Origin of the sequence: Pseudoalteromonas sp. NZS127 (genome assembly GCF_015864805.1) — a bacterium.
In the GTDB taxonomy this organism is placed as follows: Bacteria; Pseudomonadota; Gammaproteobacteria; order Enterobacterales; family Alteromonadaceae; genus Pseudoalteromonas; species Pseudoalteromonas nigrifaciens.
The window spans coordinates 20,700-37,719 of record NZ_JADYWN010000011.1 but is presented as its reverse complement, the minus strand read 5'-3'; the positions used below and the strand labels follow the sequence as shown (position 1 = coordinate 37,719).

Annotated in this window: 12 protein-coding genes; 9 read left to right on the top strand and 3 right to left on the bottom strand. The window is 41.4% G+C overall.

Annotated features, from left to right (window positions below; genetic code table 11):
- Positions 1 to 3 precede the first annotated feature (3 nt).
- The 9 genes from I6E78_RS11205 to ttcA all read left to right on the top strand — a co-directional run bounded on the left by I6E78_RS11205 (position 4) and on the right by ttcA (position 7,922).
- Positions 4 to 189 carry a cbb3-type cytochrome oxidase subunit 3 gene (locus tag I6E78_RS11205; protein ID WP_089368456.1) on the top strand — a complete coding sequence of 62 codons (186 nt, stop codon included), beginning with the start codon at positions 4 to 6 and terminating at the stop codon, positions 187 to 189.
- Entirely contained in the window at positions 186 to 1,220 is a 1,035-nt protein-coding gene (locus tag I6E78_RS11200; protein ID WP_197182519.1) for a c-type cytochrome, read from the top strand. Before I6E78_RS11205 ends, I6E78_RS11200 begins: the two co-directional genes overlap by 4 nt.
- A 142-nt stretch (positions 1,221 to 1,362) precedes the next feature.
- Entirely contained in the window at positions 1,363 to 1,854 is a 492-nt protein-coding gene (locus I6E78_RS11195; RefSeq protein WP_011328521.1) for a FixH family protein, read from the top strand.
- An 8-nt stretch (positions 1,855 to 1,862) separates the two neighbouring features.
- Complete coding sequence (locus tag I6E78_RS11190; RefSeq protein ID WP_197182518.1) at positions 1,863 to 4,238, top strand: heavy metal translocating P-type ATPase; 2,376 nt, start codon at positions 1,863 to 1,865, stop codon at positions 4,236 to 4,238.
- A complete protein-coding gene (gene ccoS, locus I6E78_RS11185; protein ID WP_008109812.1) occupies positions 4,235 to 4,402 on the top strand; it encodes a cbb3-type cytochrome oxidase assembly protein CcoS in 168 nt (55 codons plus the stop codon). Before I6E78_RS11190 ends, ccoS begins: the two co-directional genes overlap by 4 nt.
- Positions 4,395 to 5,066, top strand: a complete 672-nt coding sequence (locus tag I6E78_RS11180; RefSeq protein ID WP_041454477.1) for a sulfite exporter TauE/SafE family protein — start codon at positions 4,395 to 4,397, stop codon at positions 5,064 to 5,066. Before ccoS ends, I6E78_RS11180 begins: the two co-directional genes overlap by 8 nt.
- 41 nt (positions 5,067 to 5,107) lie before the next feature.
- On the top strand, positions 5,108 to 5,845 hold the full coding sequence (locus I6E78_RS11175; RefSeq protein ID WP_058373651.1) for an FNR family transcription factor: 738 nt from the start codon (positions 5,108 to 5,110) through the stop codon (positions 5,843 to 5,845).
- Positions 5,846 to 5,993: 148 nt separating this feature from the next.
- Positions 5,994 to 6,920 carry a universal stress protein UspE gene (gene uspE, locus I6E78_RS11170; protein ID WP_011328525.1) on the top strand — a complete coding sequence of 309 codons (927 nt, stop codon included), beginning with the start codon at positions 5,994 to 5,996 and terminating at the stop codon, positions 6,918 to 6,920.
- Between the two features lie 87 nt (positions 6,921 to 7,007).
- A complete protein-coding gene (ttcA, locus tag I6E78_RS11165; RefSeq protein ID WP_089368461.1) occupies positions 7,008 to 7,922 on the top strand; it encodes a tRNA 2-thiocytidine(32) synthetase TtcA in 915 nt (304 codons plus the stop codon).
- Between the two features lie 69 nt (positions 7,923 to 7,991).
- Here ttcA and recD read toward each other — a convergent pair whose 3' ends face one another.
- Genes recD through recC form a run of 3 tightly spaced genes read right to left on the bottom strand, consistent with a single transcriptional unit; the run spans position 7,992 to position 16,961 of the window.
- Positions 7,992 to 10,022: an exodeoxyribonuclease V subunit alpha gene (gene recD, locus I6E78_RS11160; protein ID WP_197182517.1), complete on the bottom strand. Its 2,031-nt coding sequence runs from the start codon at positions 10,020 to 10,022 to the stop codon at positions 7,992 to 7,994.
- A complete protein-coding gene (gene recB / locus I6E78_RS11155) occupies positions 10,019 to 13,675 on the bottom strand; it encodes an exodeoxyribonuclease V subunit beta (protein ID WP_197182516.1) in 3,657 nt (1,218 codons plus the stop codon). The genes recD and recB overlap by 4 nt, the downstream gene beginning before the upstream one ends.
- Positions 13,662 to 16,961: an exodeoxyribonuclease V subunit gamma gene (gene recC / locus I6E78_RS11150; protein ID WP_197182515.1), complete on the bottom strand. Its 3,300-nt coding sequence runs from the start codon at positions 16,959 to 16,961 to the stop codon at positions 13,662 to 13,664. Before recC ends, recB begins: the two co-directional genes overlap by 14 nt.
- Positions 16,962 to 17,020: the final 59 nt, after the last annotated feature.

Below are 17,020 nucleotides of genomic sequence, written 5' to 3'. Positions count from 1 at the left end.
ATTATGGATTATGGGACATACAGAGGCATTTTAACTCTGGTAATTTTAGTACTATTTATTGTGATTGTTGCTTGGGCATATAGCAAGCGTAGTAAAACACGTTTTAAAGACGCTGCTAATGTTATTTTCGAAGATGAAATAAAACACAACAATACGCTCTCTAACGAGGAAAAGGGGTCTGAGAAATGACTAGCTTTTGGAGTATTTGGGTTATTGTATTAACCCTATCATGTTTGTTCATTTTATTTGGTTTACTCGTGTGGAATTTAAAAAACTACACTGGTGTACCTGAAGGTGAAAGCTGTGGACATGAATATGATGGAATTGAAGAGCTAAATAACCCACTACCAAAGTGGTGGACTTACATGTTCTTTGCAACATTTATTTGGTCTGTTTATTACTTAGCAGCTTACCCAGGTTTAGGTAACTGGGAAGGATTAGGTAAGTGGACTAGTTCTAACCAAGGTATTACTTCTTTAGCTGAATCTAAAGAAGCAGTAAAACTTGCTAAAGAAGAAGGTCGCTTTGTAAAACTGGACGCTGAGTACCGCGTTGCAGATGCACGTTTTGGCCCTATTTTTAATGAGTTGGCACAAATACCTGTAATAAAATTGGTTGAGTCTAAGTTTGAAGGTGACGCAGCACAGCAAGTTGCACTTGAAAATGGTGAAAAACATGCCGAAACACAAGGTCAGCTAGCAATTGAGATTGGCCAACGTCTTTTTGCACAAAACTGTTCTCAGTGTCATGGTTCTGACGCACGTGGTGGTACTGGCTTTCCTAACCTAACTGATAATGATTGGTTATATGGCGGCACACCCGATAAAATTAAAGAAACATTACTTTACGGACGTATAGCTGCAATGCCACCTTGGGGTGCTGCATTAGGTGAGCAAGGCGTTAAAGAAATGACCGCTCATGTACTTAGCCTTTCAGGTCGTACTGTAAACCAAAAAGACGCTGCTGCCGGCGAAGCTAAGTGGGCTATGTGTGCTGCATGTCATGGTGCTGACGGTAAAGGCTCTGTTGCACACAACTTACCCTTTGGTGCACCTAACCTAACCGACAACGTTTGGTTATATGGTGGTTCTCAACGTGCTGTTGAAGAAACACTTAACCATGGTCGTGCCGGTGTAATGCCAGCGTGGAAAGATATTTTAGGTGAAGATAAAATACACCTACTAACGGCTTACGTTTACAGCTTATCTCAAGCTAAATAGTTACACCGTTAACGAATATTTAATCTTTTAAATTCAATAGATTAATCCAGATCAAAAAAGCCTCCACTCGGAGGCTTTTTTTTAGTCTTTTACAAATATTTATTATAGTATAGCCGCATCTTCATTTTATTTTAGAGTAACTATGCAACCTACTCCGTGGTATAAAAATTTTTGGCCTTGGTTTTTAATCTTTTTTCCCTCTGCTGCAATTATTGGCTGCATTAGCTTATTCTTTACCGCCATAGGCAATGGCCCTGATATGGTGGTAGATGACTACTATAAAAAAGGCAAAGCAATTAACTTAGAGCTTACTAAGTTTGATAAGGCAAAAGCTTTATACTTACATGGCGAGCTGAATGTTACCAGTGAGCGCGTTGGTTTTAAATTTACCAAAGGCGATACGAGCAACATACATGCATTAAAACTGTCGTTTTATCATCGTACAATTAAAGCGCATGACTTTGAAGCCACGCTAACGCCTAATGCTAATCAAGAATTTACCGCATTACTTGACGGGTTTACCGACGGTGCTTATTCGGTATTTATTGAGCCTATTGATGGTAGCTGGAAGCTAAAAGAAAACATTACCTTACCAACCACCCTTGCTGTTTTAGTTACGCCTAATTATAAGTAGTATTTAGTATGTCTATAAATTGCTTTCATTGCCTTGAAAGTGTACCTAACGGGTTTAGCGCACACGTAGTAATTGATAATAAATCTCAGCCAATGTGTTGCATTGGCTGCCAAGCCGTTGCGCAAAATATTATTGATCAAGGCATGACCGACTATTATAAATATCGTACCGTTCAAGCTGGTAAAGTAGAGCAGTTAGTACCAGAGCAACTCGCCTTTATTAAAAGCTACGACAACGAAGATATTCAAGACGAATTTATAACTACCAATGACAACTTCTCAGAAGTATTGCTCAGCGTAGAAGGTATAACCTGCGCAGCTTGTGCATGGCTTATAGAAAAGCAATTACTCAGTTTAAAAACAGTAAAGCGTGTTGATGTTAATACCTCAACTAACCGCGCTATGGTGCAATGGGATAAAACCGCCACCCCATTGAGCGAAATTATTACTAGCCTTGCTAAAATTGGCTATAAAGCCTATCCGTTTCAGTCAGACTTAGAAGCACAGCAAAAACAGCAAACCGCAAAAGCCTATATTCGCCGCTTAGGTGTAGCCGGTTTAATGACCATGCAAGTAATGATGTTTGCATTTGCTATGTACTTTGGCATGTTCTCCGGTATGGACAGTAATTTTGAGCAGTATTTTAGGTGGATCAGCTTAGTACTTGCCTCTCCGGTTATTTTATATAGCGCACTGCCCTTTTTAACTAATGCTATAAATGGCTTAAAAGCAAAACAACTCAATATGGATTTACCTGTCTCGCTGGCTATTTTTGGTGCATTTGGTGCTAGTTGTTACGCTACATTTATGCAAGTGGGTGAGGTGTACTTTGAATCGGTATGTATGTTTACCTTTTTATTGTTATTAGGTAAATACCTAGAATTTAGAGCACGTTTAAAAGCCAGTGAATTTACCGCTAACTTACAAAAGTTATTGCCACTAACCGCCCGTACTCTCGATGCAAATGGGCAAGAACATATTATTGCCGCTAAAAAGCTTAAATTAAACGATATTATTCTAATTAAAGCCGGCGAAACTATTCCTGCCGATGGTATTTTAATTAAAGGTAAAACCAGCGTTGATGAATCAATGATGACCGGAGAGCACCTACCGGTTAATAAGTTTATTAATCACAGTGTTTACGCCGGCACAGTCAATCATGACGGCATTATTGAAATAAAAATCAATAAAATAGGCCAAAGCACGCTGCTAAATCAAATAATTCGTCTACAACACAATGCACTTACCAAACGCCCTAAACTAGTAGAAATTACAGATAAAGTTGCTCAGTGGTTTGTGGCTGTGTTACTTATATTTGCATCGGTAACCGCATTTGGCTGGTATCAAATTGCCCCTGATCAAGCATTTTGGATCACTATTTCTGTACTCGTGGCTACGTGTCCTTGCGCGCTAAGTTTAGCTATTCCAACCGCATTAACCTGTTCGGTAGCCAACCTTACTCGTAAAGGTATTTTAATAAAACAAGCGCATGTGCTCGAAACTCTATCTAAAATCACTTTATTCGCATTTGATAAAACCGGCACGCTAACCCAAGGACGCTTTAGCTTAGATGCGGTCGATATACTCAGCGAAGAGTACACTAAAAATCAAGTGCTTGAGATTGCAGCCCAACTAGAGAGCTATTCAGAGCACCCAATTGCCCGTGCGTTTAGCCAATATAAAGTACCAGGGCATAAACTTAACGACATTCAATTACATCCAGGCAAAGGGATCAGCGCACAGTACAACGACACTCATTATGCTATTGGTAAAAGTGGCTGGTTTAATAGCAAAAAAACTAACGCGCAAGCAACTTTGTATATTAATCAGCAACCTATTGCCCGTTTTTACTTTGTCGATAAAATAAAAGATGATGCGAGTACGTTAATTAACGCTCTACACACACATAAGTTAACGTGTCATATGCTTACTGGCGATGCGTCTGATGCGGGGCAACGTATAGCTAAAAAGCTTAAATTACACAGCGTGCAATCGGGCTGTAGCCCTAAAGACAAACAAACAGCGGTTGAGCAATGGTCAACACAAGGTGAAGTGGTTGCCATGGTAGGTGATGGGGTAAACGACAGCCCAGTATTTGCCAGCGCGCACTTATCAATCGCCATGGAAACTGGGGCCGATATTTCAAAAAATAGCGCCGATGTGGTTTTGCTCAATAGCGATTTAGCCTCAATCGAGCACCTATTAATAGTTGCCAAAAAAACTAGGCGTATTATTAAACAAAACTTAACTTTGTCTTTATTGTATAATGGCTCAATATTACCGTTAGCTGCAATGGGGCTGGTAGCGCCTTGGATGGCTGTTATTGGTATGTCGACCAGCTCAATTATTGTGATATGCAACTCATTAAGGCTGTTAAAGTTATGAGCATAATTTACATTTTAGTTCCTATCGCTATTTTATTTGTACTAATAGCTATAGGAGTATTTTTTTGGGCAGTAAAAGGCGAGCAATTTTCTGATTTAAATAAACAAGGCCATAGTATCTTGTTTGAAGATGACAAAGAGCAGCATAACAAAAGTAATGATTGACCCTATTTTTGTCAGTGCTTTTTTTATGGGCCTAATTGGCAGCGGCCATTGCATTGCAATGTGTGGTGGCATAGCCAGCTCATTGCAATTAGCCAGTAATAAACGCCAAACTCTCATTTACTCTTTTGCTTATAATATAGGCCGAGCGCTGAGTTACATGCTTGCAGGCGCATTAGTGGCAGGCATTAGCAGTAAATTTGCCACGCAAAACTCTGTTTTTGCATTATCACTGTCTTTTATAGCAGGCATTTTTATGTTGTTGGTAGGGGTATATATAATGCGCTTAGCAGCTACCTTACAATGGCTCGAAAAAGTAGGTAAAACCTTAGTTTGGCAACACCTAGTTAAATTTAATAAATATTTAATGCCGATTAACTCGCCATTTAAAGCACTTGGATACGGCGCTTTATGGGGCTGGTTACCCTGTGGTTTAGTTTATTCAGCACTTACTTGGGCCATGACCAGCGCAAATGCGCTTGATGGTGCATTAGTAATGCTGTGTTTTGCACTAGGTACATTTCCCGCGATGATCACAATAGGCGTTAGTGCAAAAAAACTGAGCACCCTATTTAATCACCCTTGGACGCGAATAATATTAGGCAGCGTAATAATTTGGTATGGTATTTATTTACTGATCATTGCAACAGATAAGCTTGTGCATTAACATTGATCATATTGTGGCTTGAATTTTAACGGATTGAATTTATGGATTTTTCTCAAGGTCGTGCTAAAAGTAATTGTGCTATTAGCTGTAATAACTGCAGTATCAGCCAGTTATGCCTACCCTTCTCTCTTAATGGTCAAGAAATGGATAAGCTTGACGAAATAATCGAGCGCAAAAAACCATTACACAAAGGCGACTTTTTGTTTGAGTCGGGCGCGCCATTAAACGCTATTTATGCTGTTCGTTCGGGTTCGTTTAAATCTTATACTTTATCTGAGCAAGGCGATGAGCAAATTACAGGTTTTCATTTAGCCGGTGACTTAGTTGGTTTTGATGCAATAAGTAAAATGATGCACCAAAGCTTTTCACAAGCGTTAGAAACATCTATGGTATGCGAAATTCCGTTTGATACCCTTGACGAGTTAGCAGGCAGACTCCCTAAGTTACGCCAACAAATAATGCGCTTAATGAGTAGCGAAATTACCTATGACCAAGAAATGCTGTTACTGCTTAACAAAAAATCTGCCGAGCAACGCTTAGCCAGCTTTATTTTTAACTTATCTGAACGCTTTGGTGAGCGTGGTTTTTCTCGTAAAGAATTTCGCTTTACCATGACCCGCGGCGAAATAGGCAATTACTTGGGTTTAACCGTTGAAACAATTAGCCGTTTATTGAGTCGCTTTCAAAAAGCCGATTTAATAAAAGTTGAAGGCAAATTTATTACTATTTTAGATAACGATGCACTGGCCAAAGCAGCTGCAATAGTAAAGCCCCGCTAATTAGCCTACTTACGTTGTAATATTCAAACCATTTAATCCATTCGATTAAATGGTTTGATCTAGAACAATAATATTTGTGCTATCCCTTTCACTGTGCTCTATTTACGTTACACTCAAGGTACACCCGTAAAGTGAATGGAGCTTGCACATGAACACGATTAAACGCATTCTTGCGGTTATTGACCCCACCAAAGACGACCAGCACGGTTTAGCTCGTTCGATTGATTTAGCTAAAAAATCTGGTGCGAGTATTACCGCCTTTATGACGGTTTACGACTTTTCTTATGAAATGACTACAATGCTCTCTGGCGAAGAGCGCGAAGCTATGCGCAAAGCCGTGTTAAACGACCGCGAGCTTTGGTTAAAAGATTTAGTATCGCCTTATCAAAATGTTAATATTGATACACAAGTTGTTTGGCACAATCGCCCTTACGAAGCCATTATTAATACCGTTATTGAGCAAAAATTTGACCTTGTTATTAAAGGCACTCATCAACACAGTACACTTAAAGCCGTTATTTTCACCCCAACCGACTGGCATTTAGTACGAAAATGTCCATCTCCGGTTTTATTTGTAAAACAAATGGCATGGCCTGCAAATGGCAACATTTTAGCGGCTGTTAATGCAGTGAGCGAAAACGAGCAACACTTAGCGCTTAATAAACGTATTATTAAAGACGCACAATTTTTAGCAGAACTGGCCAACGCCCAACTAAACTTGGTGAACGCCTATCCTGCTACACCAATTAATATTGCCATAGAAATACCTGAATTTAACCCTGGCATTTATAACGAGTCGGTTAAAAAACATCATCATCAATCTACTAATGCACTGGCTGATGAGTTTAATTTACCCCCTGAGCAGTGCTTTATTGAAGAGGGTTTGCCTGAGGACGTTATTCCCGATGTAGCAAAACGTTTAAACAGCGAGTTGGTGGTTATTGGCACTGTAGGGCGTACTGGTTTAAGCGCGGCCTTAGTAGGCAATACTGCAGAGCATGTAATTGATAGCCTAGATTGCGATGTATTGGCACTCAAACCCGATGGTTATATAAGCCCACTCGCAAAAGATTAAATTTTGTTACCGGGCATTTTAAGTATATAATGCGCCCCTTTATTTTTAGCAAATAACTTTGCCGTATTGTTTAATAAGGGGGCGTAATTGTCTCATTCAGATCAAGCTAAAGCTCAATTTAACTTAACCAAGCTTCAAAAGCGTTTACGCCGCCAAACAGGTCAAGCCGTCATGGACTTTAACATGATTGAAGAAGGCGACCGCATTATGGTGTGCTTATCTGGTGGCAAAGATAGCTACACTATGCTCGACATGCTGCAACACTTAAAACGTGTAGCACCGATTAAGTTTGAGCTATTTGTTGTTAACTTAGATCAAAAGCAACCTGGCTTTCCTGAGCACGTTTTACCCCAGTATCTAGATAAACTAAATGTTGAATACAAAATTGTAGAAGAAGACACCTACAGCATAGTGACCGATATTATTCCTGAAGGTAAAACGACTTGTTCACTTTGTTCGCGCCTGCGCCGGGGTATTTTATACCGTACTGCTAAAGAGTTAGGTGCAACTAAAATTGCGCTTGGCCATCATCGCGATGACATGATAGAAACCCTATTTTTAAATATGTTTTACGGCGGCAAACTTAAAAGTATGCCAGCTAAGCTAATGAGCGATAACGGTGAACATATGGTTATTCGCCCACTTGCATACTGTAAAGAAAGCGATATTAGCCAATATGCGTTTGTACAGGGCTACCCTATTATTCCGTGTAACTTATGTGGCTCGCAAGAAAACCTACAGCGTAAACACACAAAAGATATGTTAGCTAAGTGGGACGCTGAGCACCCAGGTCGTATAGAAAGTATTTTTACCGCTATACAGAACGTTGTACCGTCGCATTTAGCAGATAACCAGTTATTTGATTTTACTAATTTGCAAACTGGCGAAGTAATTGATGGTGGCGATATTGCCCTAGACAAACCAGATATTCCAAAAGTGCCAATTAATAGCTTACAAGATGAAGATGCCAGCACAGAAGTGGTTACTATTAATCTGAGCTAACTTAAAGGTTATATATAAAAAGGGTTTGCCATGGCAACCCCTTTTTATTACCCCCACCTAAAAGCTTAATCATTCAAGCTTTAAACGCTCATATAAACCAGATGCCCTAGACACACTTTTATTCATTGCCAGTAACAATACTTTTTTATCTGCCACCAGCTCAAAGGTATTTTTAGCACGCGTTATGCCGGTATACACTAACTGCCTATTTATCCCCATGCGGGCTTGTTTTAGCGGCGGCAATACCATGGCGGTGTAGCTAAACTCTGATCCTTGTGATTTATGTATAGTCATTACATATACTTTGTCGTGCGCAGGTAAGCGTGCTGCCGAAAACGCCCGTTGATTCCCCTGCTCGTCTATAAATAGTGCTTTAAGCTGGCCGCTTTCATCGGGCATTAAAATACCAATGTCGCCATTAAACAACTTAAGCTGATAATCGTTTTGGCTTACCATTATTGGCATACCGGTATAATGGCGCTGATTCGGGCTTAGGGTAATAAGTCCTTGTTGTTGCAAAACGCGCTCAATACGCTGATTTAAACTATTAACTCCGTAATCACCTTCACGCACCGCGGCCAGTAACTGATAACTTGCAAAGGCTTTATGCACCTCTGCAACGCTTGCACCTTGAGCAATTAAACTAAGGTAATGTGTGTATTTACTTGCAGCGCTTTTAACCAATTTTTCGATAGGTTTAGCTATAAAGTCGTAATCTAAAATCACATCCTTAAAACGCCCCTCAACACTTTCTTGCTCAACGTAATTTAAAACACCTGTGTTATTGGTATTTACCGCTAACGCAAGTTGACCAATACCACTTTGTGCATCAAAGCGGTAGCTGTGTTGTAAAAATGCAATGCAATCGGCAAGTTTAAACGCGCTATTACTTTGCGCTATTAACTTAGCCTCGCCGTTAAAGCATAAATTATTTAGCTCATCGCATCGTGCAGGTGAATAACCAGGTGTTTGCCCCAGTGCTAACCCTTGGCATAAGTCGCTCATTACGCTGCCGGTGTCTACCGAGGCCAGCTGATCTTTATCACCTAAGAGTATTAACCGTGCATGTGCAGGTAATGCCTCAATTAGTTTTGCCATCAGCGATAAGTCGACCATTGAGGCTTCATCTATAATCAACACATCTAAATGCAGTGGATTCGCTTTGTTGTGCCTAAACTTATTGGTAAAGGGTTTTACCCCTAATAACCGGTGAATAGTTTGCGCACTTTCGGGGATTAACGTTTTAATATCAGCGGGTATATTAGTGAGCTTATCTTTAGCGCCTAAAATTGATCCGCTTAAGCGCGCTGCGGCTTTACCTGTGGGTGCCACCAGCTTAATACTCAGCGGTGCGGTTTTGTAAAGCGACTGTAAAATGGCGAGCAACTTAGTCACTGTGGTCGTTTTACCAGTACCTGGGCCGCCAGTAATAACGCTAAAACCTTTGGTGGCTGCAATAGCACAGGCTACTTTTTGCCAATCGGTGGTAATGTTTGCATCGGGTGTAAAATATTCATTAAGTAGCGCAGCTAATAACTCATTATTTATATTAAGTTTACGCTCGCTCATTGTTAGTAAACGGCTCGCTAATGTTTGCTCGTATCCGGCAAGGCGCGCAAAATAAAGGCGTTGATTAAACAGTTGCAGTGGTTTGTTGTCTCCAACGCTTGTATGGTTTTGTAAATAGCTAAGCACCTGCTCATAATTAAACCCTTCACTAAACGGGCTTAGCTTATCTGGCACGCTCCCTTGTGCTTTACTAAAGTCGCTGCGGCGTAAATTAAAAGGGTTACTCCAATCAACCTCGTTTAAGGTTAAACAACTATGCTGGCTTTGCTGCGATAAACACAGTAATAGCACCAGGTAAAACATTTCATTGTGCATGTTTTCGCTATCGCTGTTACTTTTACTGAGCATTTCAGCTAACTTTACATCCACAATGCGAATGCGGTTTTCGCTAAGTAAATAAGTAAGTAAAGGTACTGCTGTGCTTAAAGTAGGGTTTTGCTCATTTAGCTCAAGCTCCTGCTCTAACCCTTGATCAAACTCTTGATCAAACTCTTGATCAAAAAGGCCCGGTTGATTATTTAGTTCACTCATAACATGGCTCCTTGGCTAAACAAGCCATCTAAAATAGTCACTTGCTCAGTGGTAAGCTTTTTAAAGTACACACCTTGCCCAGCTGGCATGCCACGTAAAAAGGTGTAATACACGCCGCCTAAATGAGTTTCAACTGAGTAATCAGCTATACGCTGTTTTAGCAAACGATGCAGCGCTACGGTGTAAATTAAATACTGTAAATGGTACTGGTGGCTACTCATGGCTTGCTCAAGCATATCGTGCTCGTAATCAGCAGCGTTACTACCTAAGTAATTAGATTTATAATCTAAAATATAATATTTACCTTGGTGGCAAAATATTAAATCGATAAAACCTTTTAACAGCCCTTTTACGTGGCTAAATTCGAGCTTACTGTGCTCAAAACCAAAATGTTTTATAAGAATTTCATTAAGCTGCGGCGCACTTAAACTTTTAAGCGGTAAGTTAAACTCCATTTCTACTAGGCAATCGCTTGGCGCTAGTTGGCTTAAGCTCAGGCCATTACTATTAACTAAAGAGCTGTTACCTGAGATATTATTACCTGAGGTACTATTACCTGAGGCATCAGCATTAACATTGCTATCGCCATTAAGCGGGCAAGCAAGAACGTCTAATATCCACTGCTGAGTAACATCTTGCCAGTGTTCACTAATATGGTACTTCTCTAGGCTGCGTTTAATAACGTCTGCTAAATTGTGCTCTTTATTAACTGGGTGCTCTATTGGGCTAGTAAAATCTATTTGCTCAAAAATTTCGTGTAAACAACTCCCCGGTTTTGCCCCTTTAGGAAAGCTATACGCAGAAGGTGCTTCGTCTTCTTGTACGGCAAATTCATCTTTTTCATGATCCTCATCACTGCGCCCAGGCGCTAGGTGGTCGATATGCTTTTTAAAGCTCAGCGCACTAAAGCTAGTTGCTCGCCAATTACGCTCAATATTGGCTGTTACATTATTTATACTCAATGTTTGCTGAGCATCAACGTTATTATTAAAGCTTAAAGTACCTTGAGCTAATAAATCCTCTGAGGTGAATTGCTGATAATCCATACCTGTATGCTCGCTGCAAAAATCGGCTAAATGGTTACGCCAAATTTGACTGCTCGTAATTTCAAGCCCTGCAAATAACACATGCCCCAGGGCGCTGCTTTGTATTGCCAAACGGCTACTTTGCCCCTGGCCAATGTTATACATGCCAATAGCACAAAAGTGTACCGCGCGAGTGAGTGCTACATACAGTAAGCGTAAATCTTCGGCAAGGCGCTCTTGCTCTGCTTTTTGCAGTGCGTCATCCCCTTTACTTAAATCGTAAATTAGTGTGCCATTATTATGATACAGCGCTTCTTTTGTTTCACGATAGCCACTAGCAAAGGGCATAAATACCAGCGGATACTCAAGCCCTTTTGAGGCGTGCATAGTCACTATTTTAACTAAATTAGCGTCACTCTCTAGGCGTACTTGCACTGTTTCGCCATCTTGCTGGCTTACCTTTTGTGCAAACCAGCGCAGTAAACGCAGTGTGCCCTCAAGCTCAATTTGTTTTTGCTGTAGTATTTCGCCAAGGTGCCTAAAGTCGGTAAGCCAGCGCTCAACGTTGTAGCCTAAGCCTTGCCATTTAGCACTAAGTTGATTGTGGCTCATTAAGCGCTCAAGCATTGCCATAGCGCCTTGCTTGTTCCAAATATGGTTAAGTTGCGCAAAAAAGTTTAAGTGCTCTTGCCATTGTGCCTCGTCATCTGCCAGTGCATATATTTCGTTATAGCTTAAACAAAATAACGGCCCTGCTAACACCCCACGTAATAGCGACTCATCATACTGGCCATGCAACGCAGTTAAAAAATTAAGTAAGTGATGGCTAAGCTCTTGGCTAAACACACTCTCGCGCGATAAATACACGCTGGCAATTTTAGCGTTGCTTAAGGCCTTTTTCATTATTTGCGCCTCAACACGGTCACGCACTAATATACAAATATCTGCAGCGCTTACTGGCTGTTCACCAATACAGGCTCGCCCTTGCTCGGCCTGCGTTAGTAAAGTGACTATTTTATTGGCAAAAAAGGTGGCTAAGTGCTGCTGCCCAATGGCTTTGCCTGTCGGCTTGTTTTTTTCATCTGCGGCGGTGTCGCTAAATACACAAAATTCAAACGCAGTGGCTGCTTGTCCGTCAATCAAAAACGACTCGTCAGCTTTTTTACCTTTAGCTGCTACTGCATTAAACGGTATGGCATCGTTATAAATAAAACTGTTAGCGTGCTTACCAAATAAGCTGTTTACGCTGCTTACTACATCGCTGCTAGATCGAAAGTTAGTGCCTAGCGTAAATTGCTGCTGTTTTTGCACCGCTTCCTTGGCACCAATATAGGTAAAAATGTCTGCGCCCCTAAAACCATAAATAGCTTGTTTAGGATCGCCAATCATCGCCAGTGTAGTGTGCTCTTGCTGGTAAATTTTACTAAAAATACCATACTGAATCGGATCGGTATCTTGAAACTCATCTATCATAGCCACCGGAAACAACTGAGCAATTTTTTGCGCCAGTACATTGCCTTGCTCGTTATTTAATGCACTGTGTAAATTGCTAAGTAAATCATCTGGGGTGATCACGCTTTGCTCTTGCTTGCGCTTTATTACGGCTGCTTTTACCCACTTTGCCGCATGCTGCACTACAGCAATTGCTAGCCCTTGGTTTATGGTGTTATTAAGTGCTGCCAGTTGGTCAAATTCAGTTAATAGCGGATGTGTAAATAGCGGCTGATTTTTTTTATAGTTACTTATATCGCTTAAGTTTTCACTGCTCCATACCTCAAACGAATACTTGCTAGTACCAAATTCAAAAAACAAATCGCCGCCTAAACAAAAGGCTTCAAGTGCTGCAAGGCTGCCTTTGCGCCCTGGCGTTTTAGAACCACTTAAGCCCGAGCCTTTAATCGCAGCTATAAACTCTTGCTCTAATACCGCTTTTTTAAATGCAGGTACACGGATTATGTACTCGTCACGCGCTTGCCATACATCATCTAAGTTTACTTGCGGGGTTATTTGCGCATTCGCTTTATTTAAAATACTCGACACTTTGCCAAATAAAGCTTCTGGCGCGGCAAACACGCCTAAAATAGCATCGGTTTTTTCTTTATTGAGTGGATATACAAAGGCGCGCCAAAAATCTTTAATGGTTTCGAGCAATATGTCGCGCTCATCCAAAATAAACTCTAAGTTAAACGCCACACCCGACTCAAACGCGTGTTGTTTTAACATGCGCTGACAAAAGCCATGAATGGTAAAAATAGCCGCTTCGTCCATCGATTTAGCCGCTGCATCGAGTAAATCAAAGGCGCGGTGTTTATCATCAACGGCAGCTATAACTCCTGCTATAAGCTCATCTTTTGGGTCTTGCCCAAGAAGTGCATCGCGCGCGGTGATGATACGATTACGCACGCGGTCTTTAATTTCTTGCGTGGCAGCATCGGTAAAAGTTACCACCAGTATTTGCTCAACGCTTAGCGGCTTATTTAATAGCGAGTTTGCATCATCGGCTATTTGCATTCCCAATAAGTAACGTAAATATAGGCCAGTAATTGTATACGTTTTACCCGTACCGGCACTGGCTTCAATTAAGCTTTGCCCTGTTAGTGGCATAGTAAGTGGATTAAGCGCTTGCATGGTCACTCTCCTTAGCGTGTGCAAATAACGGGGCGAGTAATTTATCGCTCCACTGTATAAACTCGTCTTGGCAATCGTTAAGCGATTGTACCGTTAAGCGAATATAGGGGTTTTCGCCCTCGCCTCGCCCTATGTATTGCGGGCTAAATTTACTCATGGCTTTTGCTATATCGCCGCCGCTTTTTACGTACTCGTAGCCACTTACCGGAAAAAACGCCACGGGCTCGTTGCGCAGTGCTTTGTATAACTCAAACCAATCAAGTAACAATGCATCGGCATCGGTTTTACTTATTGGCGCAAAGGTAGCTTGTTTATCAAGCCCAAGTATTAGCGTTTCTACTTGTTGCTCCATACTTTGCGCTACTAGGTGATAAATAAAGCCTTTAATTAAATCTTTCGCTTTTATACTAGCGCTGCGATAAAACACTTGTTTTTGCAAATAAATATGGTTTAACCAGCCTTCTATTTTAGTGTTTTCTAGTTCGAGGGCTACCTCTATAGGGTCGCTTTTGCCCCCTTTAATTTGCTCTTTCACTTGCCCTGCCAATGCGTCTACTCGGTGCTGCATGCTCTCAAATATTAAGCTACCTACGTTGGCTTGTGGTAGTTCGCCGCGTTGCAATATTTGTTCTGTACTAAGTGGCAGCTCGTTAATGTTGGCTTCGAGTATTTCATCAAGGTAAAAATAGCGGCGCAATGCGTCTAGGCTAAAGGGCTCTTCGTCTTTTACTACTTCGTTAAATTGCGGTAATCGCAATCCTAAACTTTGTTGATAAAAGCTTTCTTGGGCGTTGCAAACACTGCGAATAAACACATCGAGCTCTAACTGCTCAGGCGGTGTTGCATTAAGCGCGCTCACGACTTGTGGGGTTATTGACTCACTTGGCAGCCAAATTGGATTATAGCTGTGGTTGCTCAGCACAGTGTTTGCTTGCTCATTGGCTAAATAATAATGGCTATTAAAGGGCTGTAAATGCTGCTGGCTAATTAAACACTCTGGCAGTGTTTTTTCGCTGTCGTCGCTTAATGCAAAGCTACGCCCAATATATTCTAGCAACTCGCTCACAAGGGTTGATGGCATGCGCGGTTGGTTGTCAAAACACGAGCGACCAATGTAACTCATGTATAAGTTATCGCGGGCACTGAGTAGCGCTTCTAAAAATAAGTAACGATCATCTAATTTACGTGATCGGTCACCTTTTTGTTTTTTAGAATAAGGCACTAAGTCAAAACCAATCGGCTGTACGTTACGCGGGTAGTCGGCATCATTCAAACCCAGCATACACACCACTTTAAATGGCACGGCGCGCATTGGCATTAGGGTACAAAAGTTAACTTGCCCCACTAAAAAGCGCTGCCCTACGCCTTTTTCTTGAATGCCTTGTTTAATTAAGTAACTAACAATACGCTGCGACACCGCTTTGCTGTAATCACCATTATTATGATGCTTTTGTAACTCTTCGAGCACGTTTTGCAGCACCAATAAATCCCAGCTGTCGTCGCTTTCGCTCTCGTAAATTGCACTAAGCAACTCGCTTAAAACATGCGCTTTGTTGGTAAGCGTATCGTCGGGCGTTAATTGCTCTTTAAAGCTTTGTAGCACATCAATAAAGTGCACTAGCTTATTAAGCGTATCAAGCGCCATGCCTTCTACTTCATCGGCGCTATAAATGCCGTTAAACGGGCATTGCTCGTCGCGCATGGCAATACCTAGTAATAAACGGTTAAGCCCGTGTTGCCAGGTGTTTAAATCGATAGCGGGTAAATCAAAGCTGCTTTTATGCTCGGCATTTATGCCCCATTTTACGCCAACACGTTCCAGCCAATATTGAATTTGCTCGTACTCGTGTGCCTCAAGGCCAAATTTTTCGGCTATTTGCGTCACTTGTAATAAATCGAGAATATCCGACACGCCAAAGCGCGAAAACGGTAAATTAGCTAAACTCGCAAACGAGCTAAGTACGGGTTTTTCTTGCTCTATGGCTAAATCGGCCAATGCGTAAGGAATAAAGCGGCTACCTTGTGCACCACCAAAAACGGCTTCAATGTACGGGCTGTAAGTGCCTACATCGGGCATCATTACTATTATGTCTTTGGGAGTAAGCGCAGGGTTTTGATTAAATAAATTAAGTAAGTAGTCGTGCAGACGCTCAACTTCTCGAAGCGGTGTATGGCAATCGCTTAGCGTAATGCTGGTGTCGGTTGCACTTATAGGCAATTTACCTTCGTCGTTTATAAACCACTCTTTGTTATCGGTCAGTGACTCACCTTTAAACGCCAACTGATAAATTTCACTTTGTATTTGCCCAAGTAAGGTGTCATCAAACACATCAATAAAGCCATCAACCCAACGGGCATCTAGCTGTACTAGCTGCTCAAAGTAGTCGCGACCTAATTTACCCCACGAGGATAACAGAGGGTTGCCTATAAAGTAGTATTCTTCATCGGGATTAGTTTGCTTTTTTTGCTGCGCTTCCACCAGCGGCATTTTGGCGTATTTTGCACTTATTTTAGCGGCGGTTTTTTCATCAATAATATCGCCCCAATAATGCTCACTGGGATTAAAAAAGAATAAAAACACCTCGGTTTTTTCACTCAGCGCTGTAAATACTTCAAGCTGCGAGCTGGCAATGGCCGATATACCAAATAAACTAATGCGTTGTGGTAATAAGCTGTTGTCCATTGTCTCAAGCGCTGCCAGCAGTTGTCCTTGCATATTCGCGCGATGAAACTGACTTTGCCCAAGCTCTAGGCTTAACTGTACAATGCGTCGCCATAAATCAGGTTGCCACGGGGCTATGGTTACATCAACATCATCAAGTTCATCTGTACCGCTATCCCATGTGGCAATCCAATGCGGGCGGTACATTAAATATTGGTCGTACACGTCGGCTATTTTTTCACACAAGGCAAAGGTTTTTTGGCCGTCAATATCGCCCTCTAAATAGGTTTTTAGCGGTAAATACAGTGGCTCATCAATACAGCTTGGTAAAATAGCAAACAGTTTCCATGCAAGGTTGGGTTTATTAAACGCCGACTCTTTAGGTACATTTGGTAAAAGTTGCTGATACAACTGCCAAATAAAGCTCGAAGGCAGCGGAAAATCCACCTGCGCCGCTACACCTAAGTTTTCGCTCAAACCAATTTTTAACCACTGCGACATACCCGGAGACTGCACCAGTACCACTTCTTTGTCGAATGGGCTTGCTAATGGGTTGGTTTTTAATAACTGATGAAACTGCGCTTGCAGTGCTTCCATACGGTTTGATTGAATAATATTGAGCATACTTACCTGTCCTTGCTTGAGATAAAACGAGTGTAAGATATTTTCAATTACAGGGGTAG

Coding starts and splice junctions, on each gene's coding strand:
- I6E78_RS11175 (WP_058373651.1), top strand. CDS start 5,108: ATGGATTTTTCTCAAGGTCGTGCTAAAAGTAATTGTGCTATTAGCTGT.
- uspE (WP_011328525.1), top strand. CDS start 5,994: ATGAACACGATTAAACGCATTCTTGCGGTTATTGACCCCACCAAAGAC.
- I6E78_RS11190 (WP_197182518.1), top strand. CDS start 1,863: ATGTCTATAAATTGCTTTCATTGCCTTGAAAGTGTACCTAACGGGTTT.
- I6E78_RS11205 (WP_089368456.1), top strand. CDS start 4: ATGGATTATGGGACATACAGAGGCATTTTAACTCTGGTAATTTTAGTA.
- recD (WP_197182517.1), bottom strand. CDS start 10,022: ATGAGTGAACTAAATAATCAACCGGGCCTTTTTGATCAAGAGTTTGAT.
- recC (WP_197182515.1), bottom strand. CDS start 16,961: ATGCTCAATATTATTCAATCAAACCGTATGGAAGCACTGCAAGCGCAG.
- I6E78_RS11180 (WP_041454477.1), top strand. CDS start 4,395: ATGATTGACCCTATTTTTGTCAGTGCTTTTTTTATGGGCCTAATTGGC.
- recB (WP_197182516.1), bottom strand. CDS start 13,675: ATGCAAGCGCTTAATCCACTTACTATGCCACTAACAGGGCAAAGCTTA.
- I6E78_RS11200 (WP_197182519.1), top strand. CDS start 186: ATGACTAGCTTTTGGAGTATTTGGGTTATTGTATTAACCCTATCATGT.
- I6E78_RS11195 (WP_011328521.1), top strand. CDS start 1,363: ATGCAACCTACTCCGTGGTATAAAAATTTTTGGCCTTGGTTTTTAATC.
- ccoS (WP_008109812.1), top strand. CDS start 4,235: ATGAGCATAATTTACATTTTAGTTCCTATCGCTATTTTATTTGTACTA.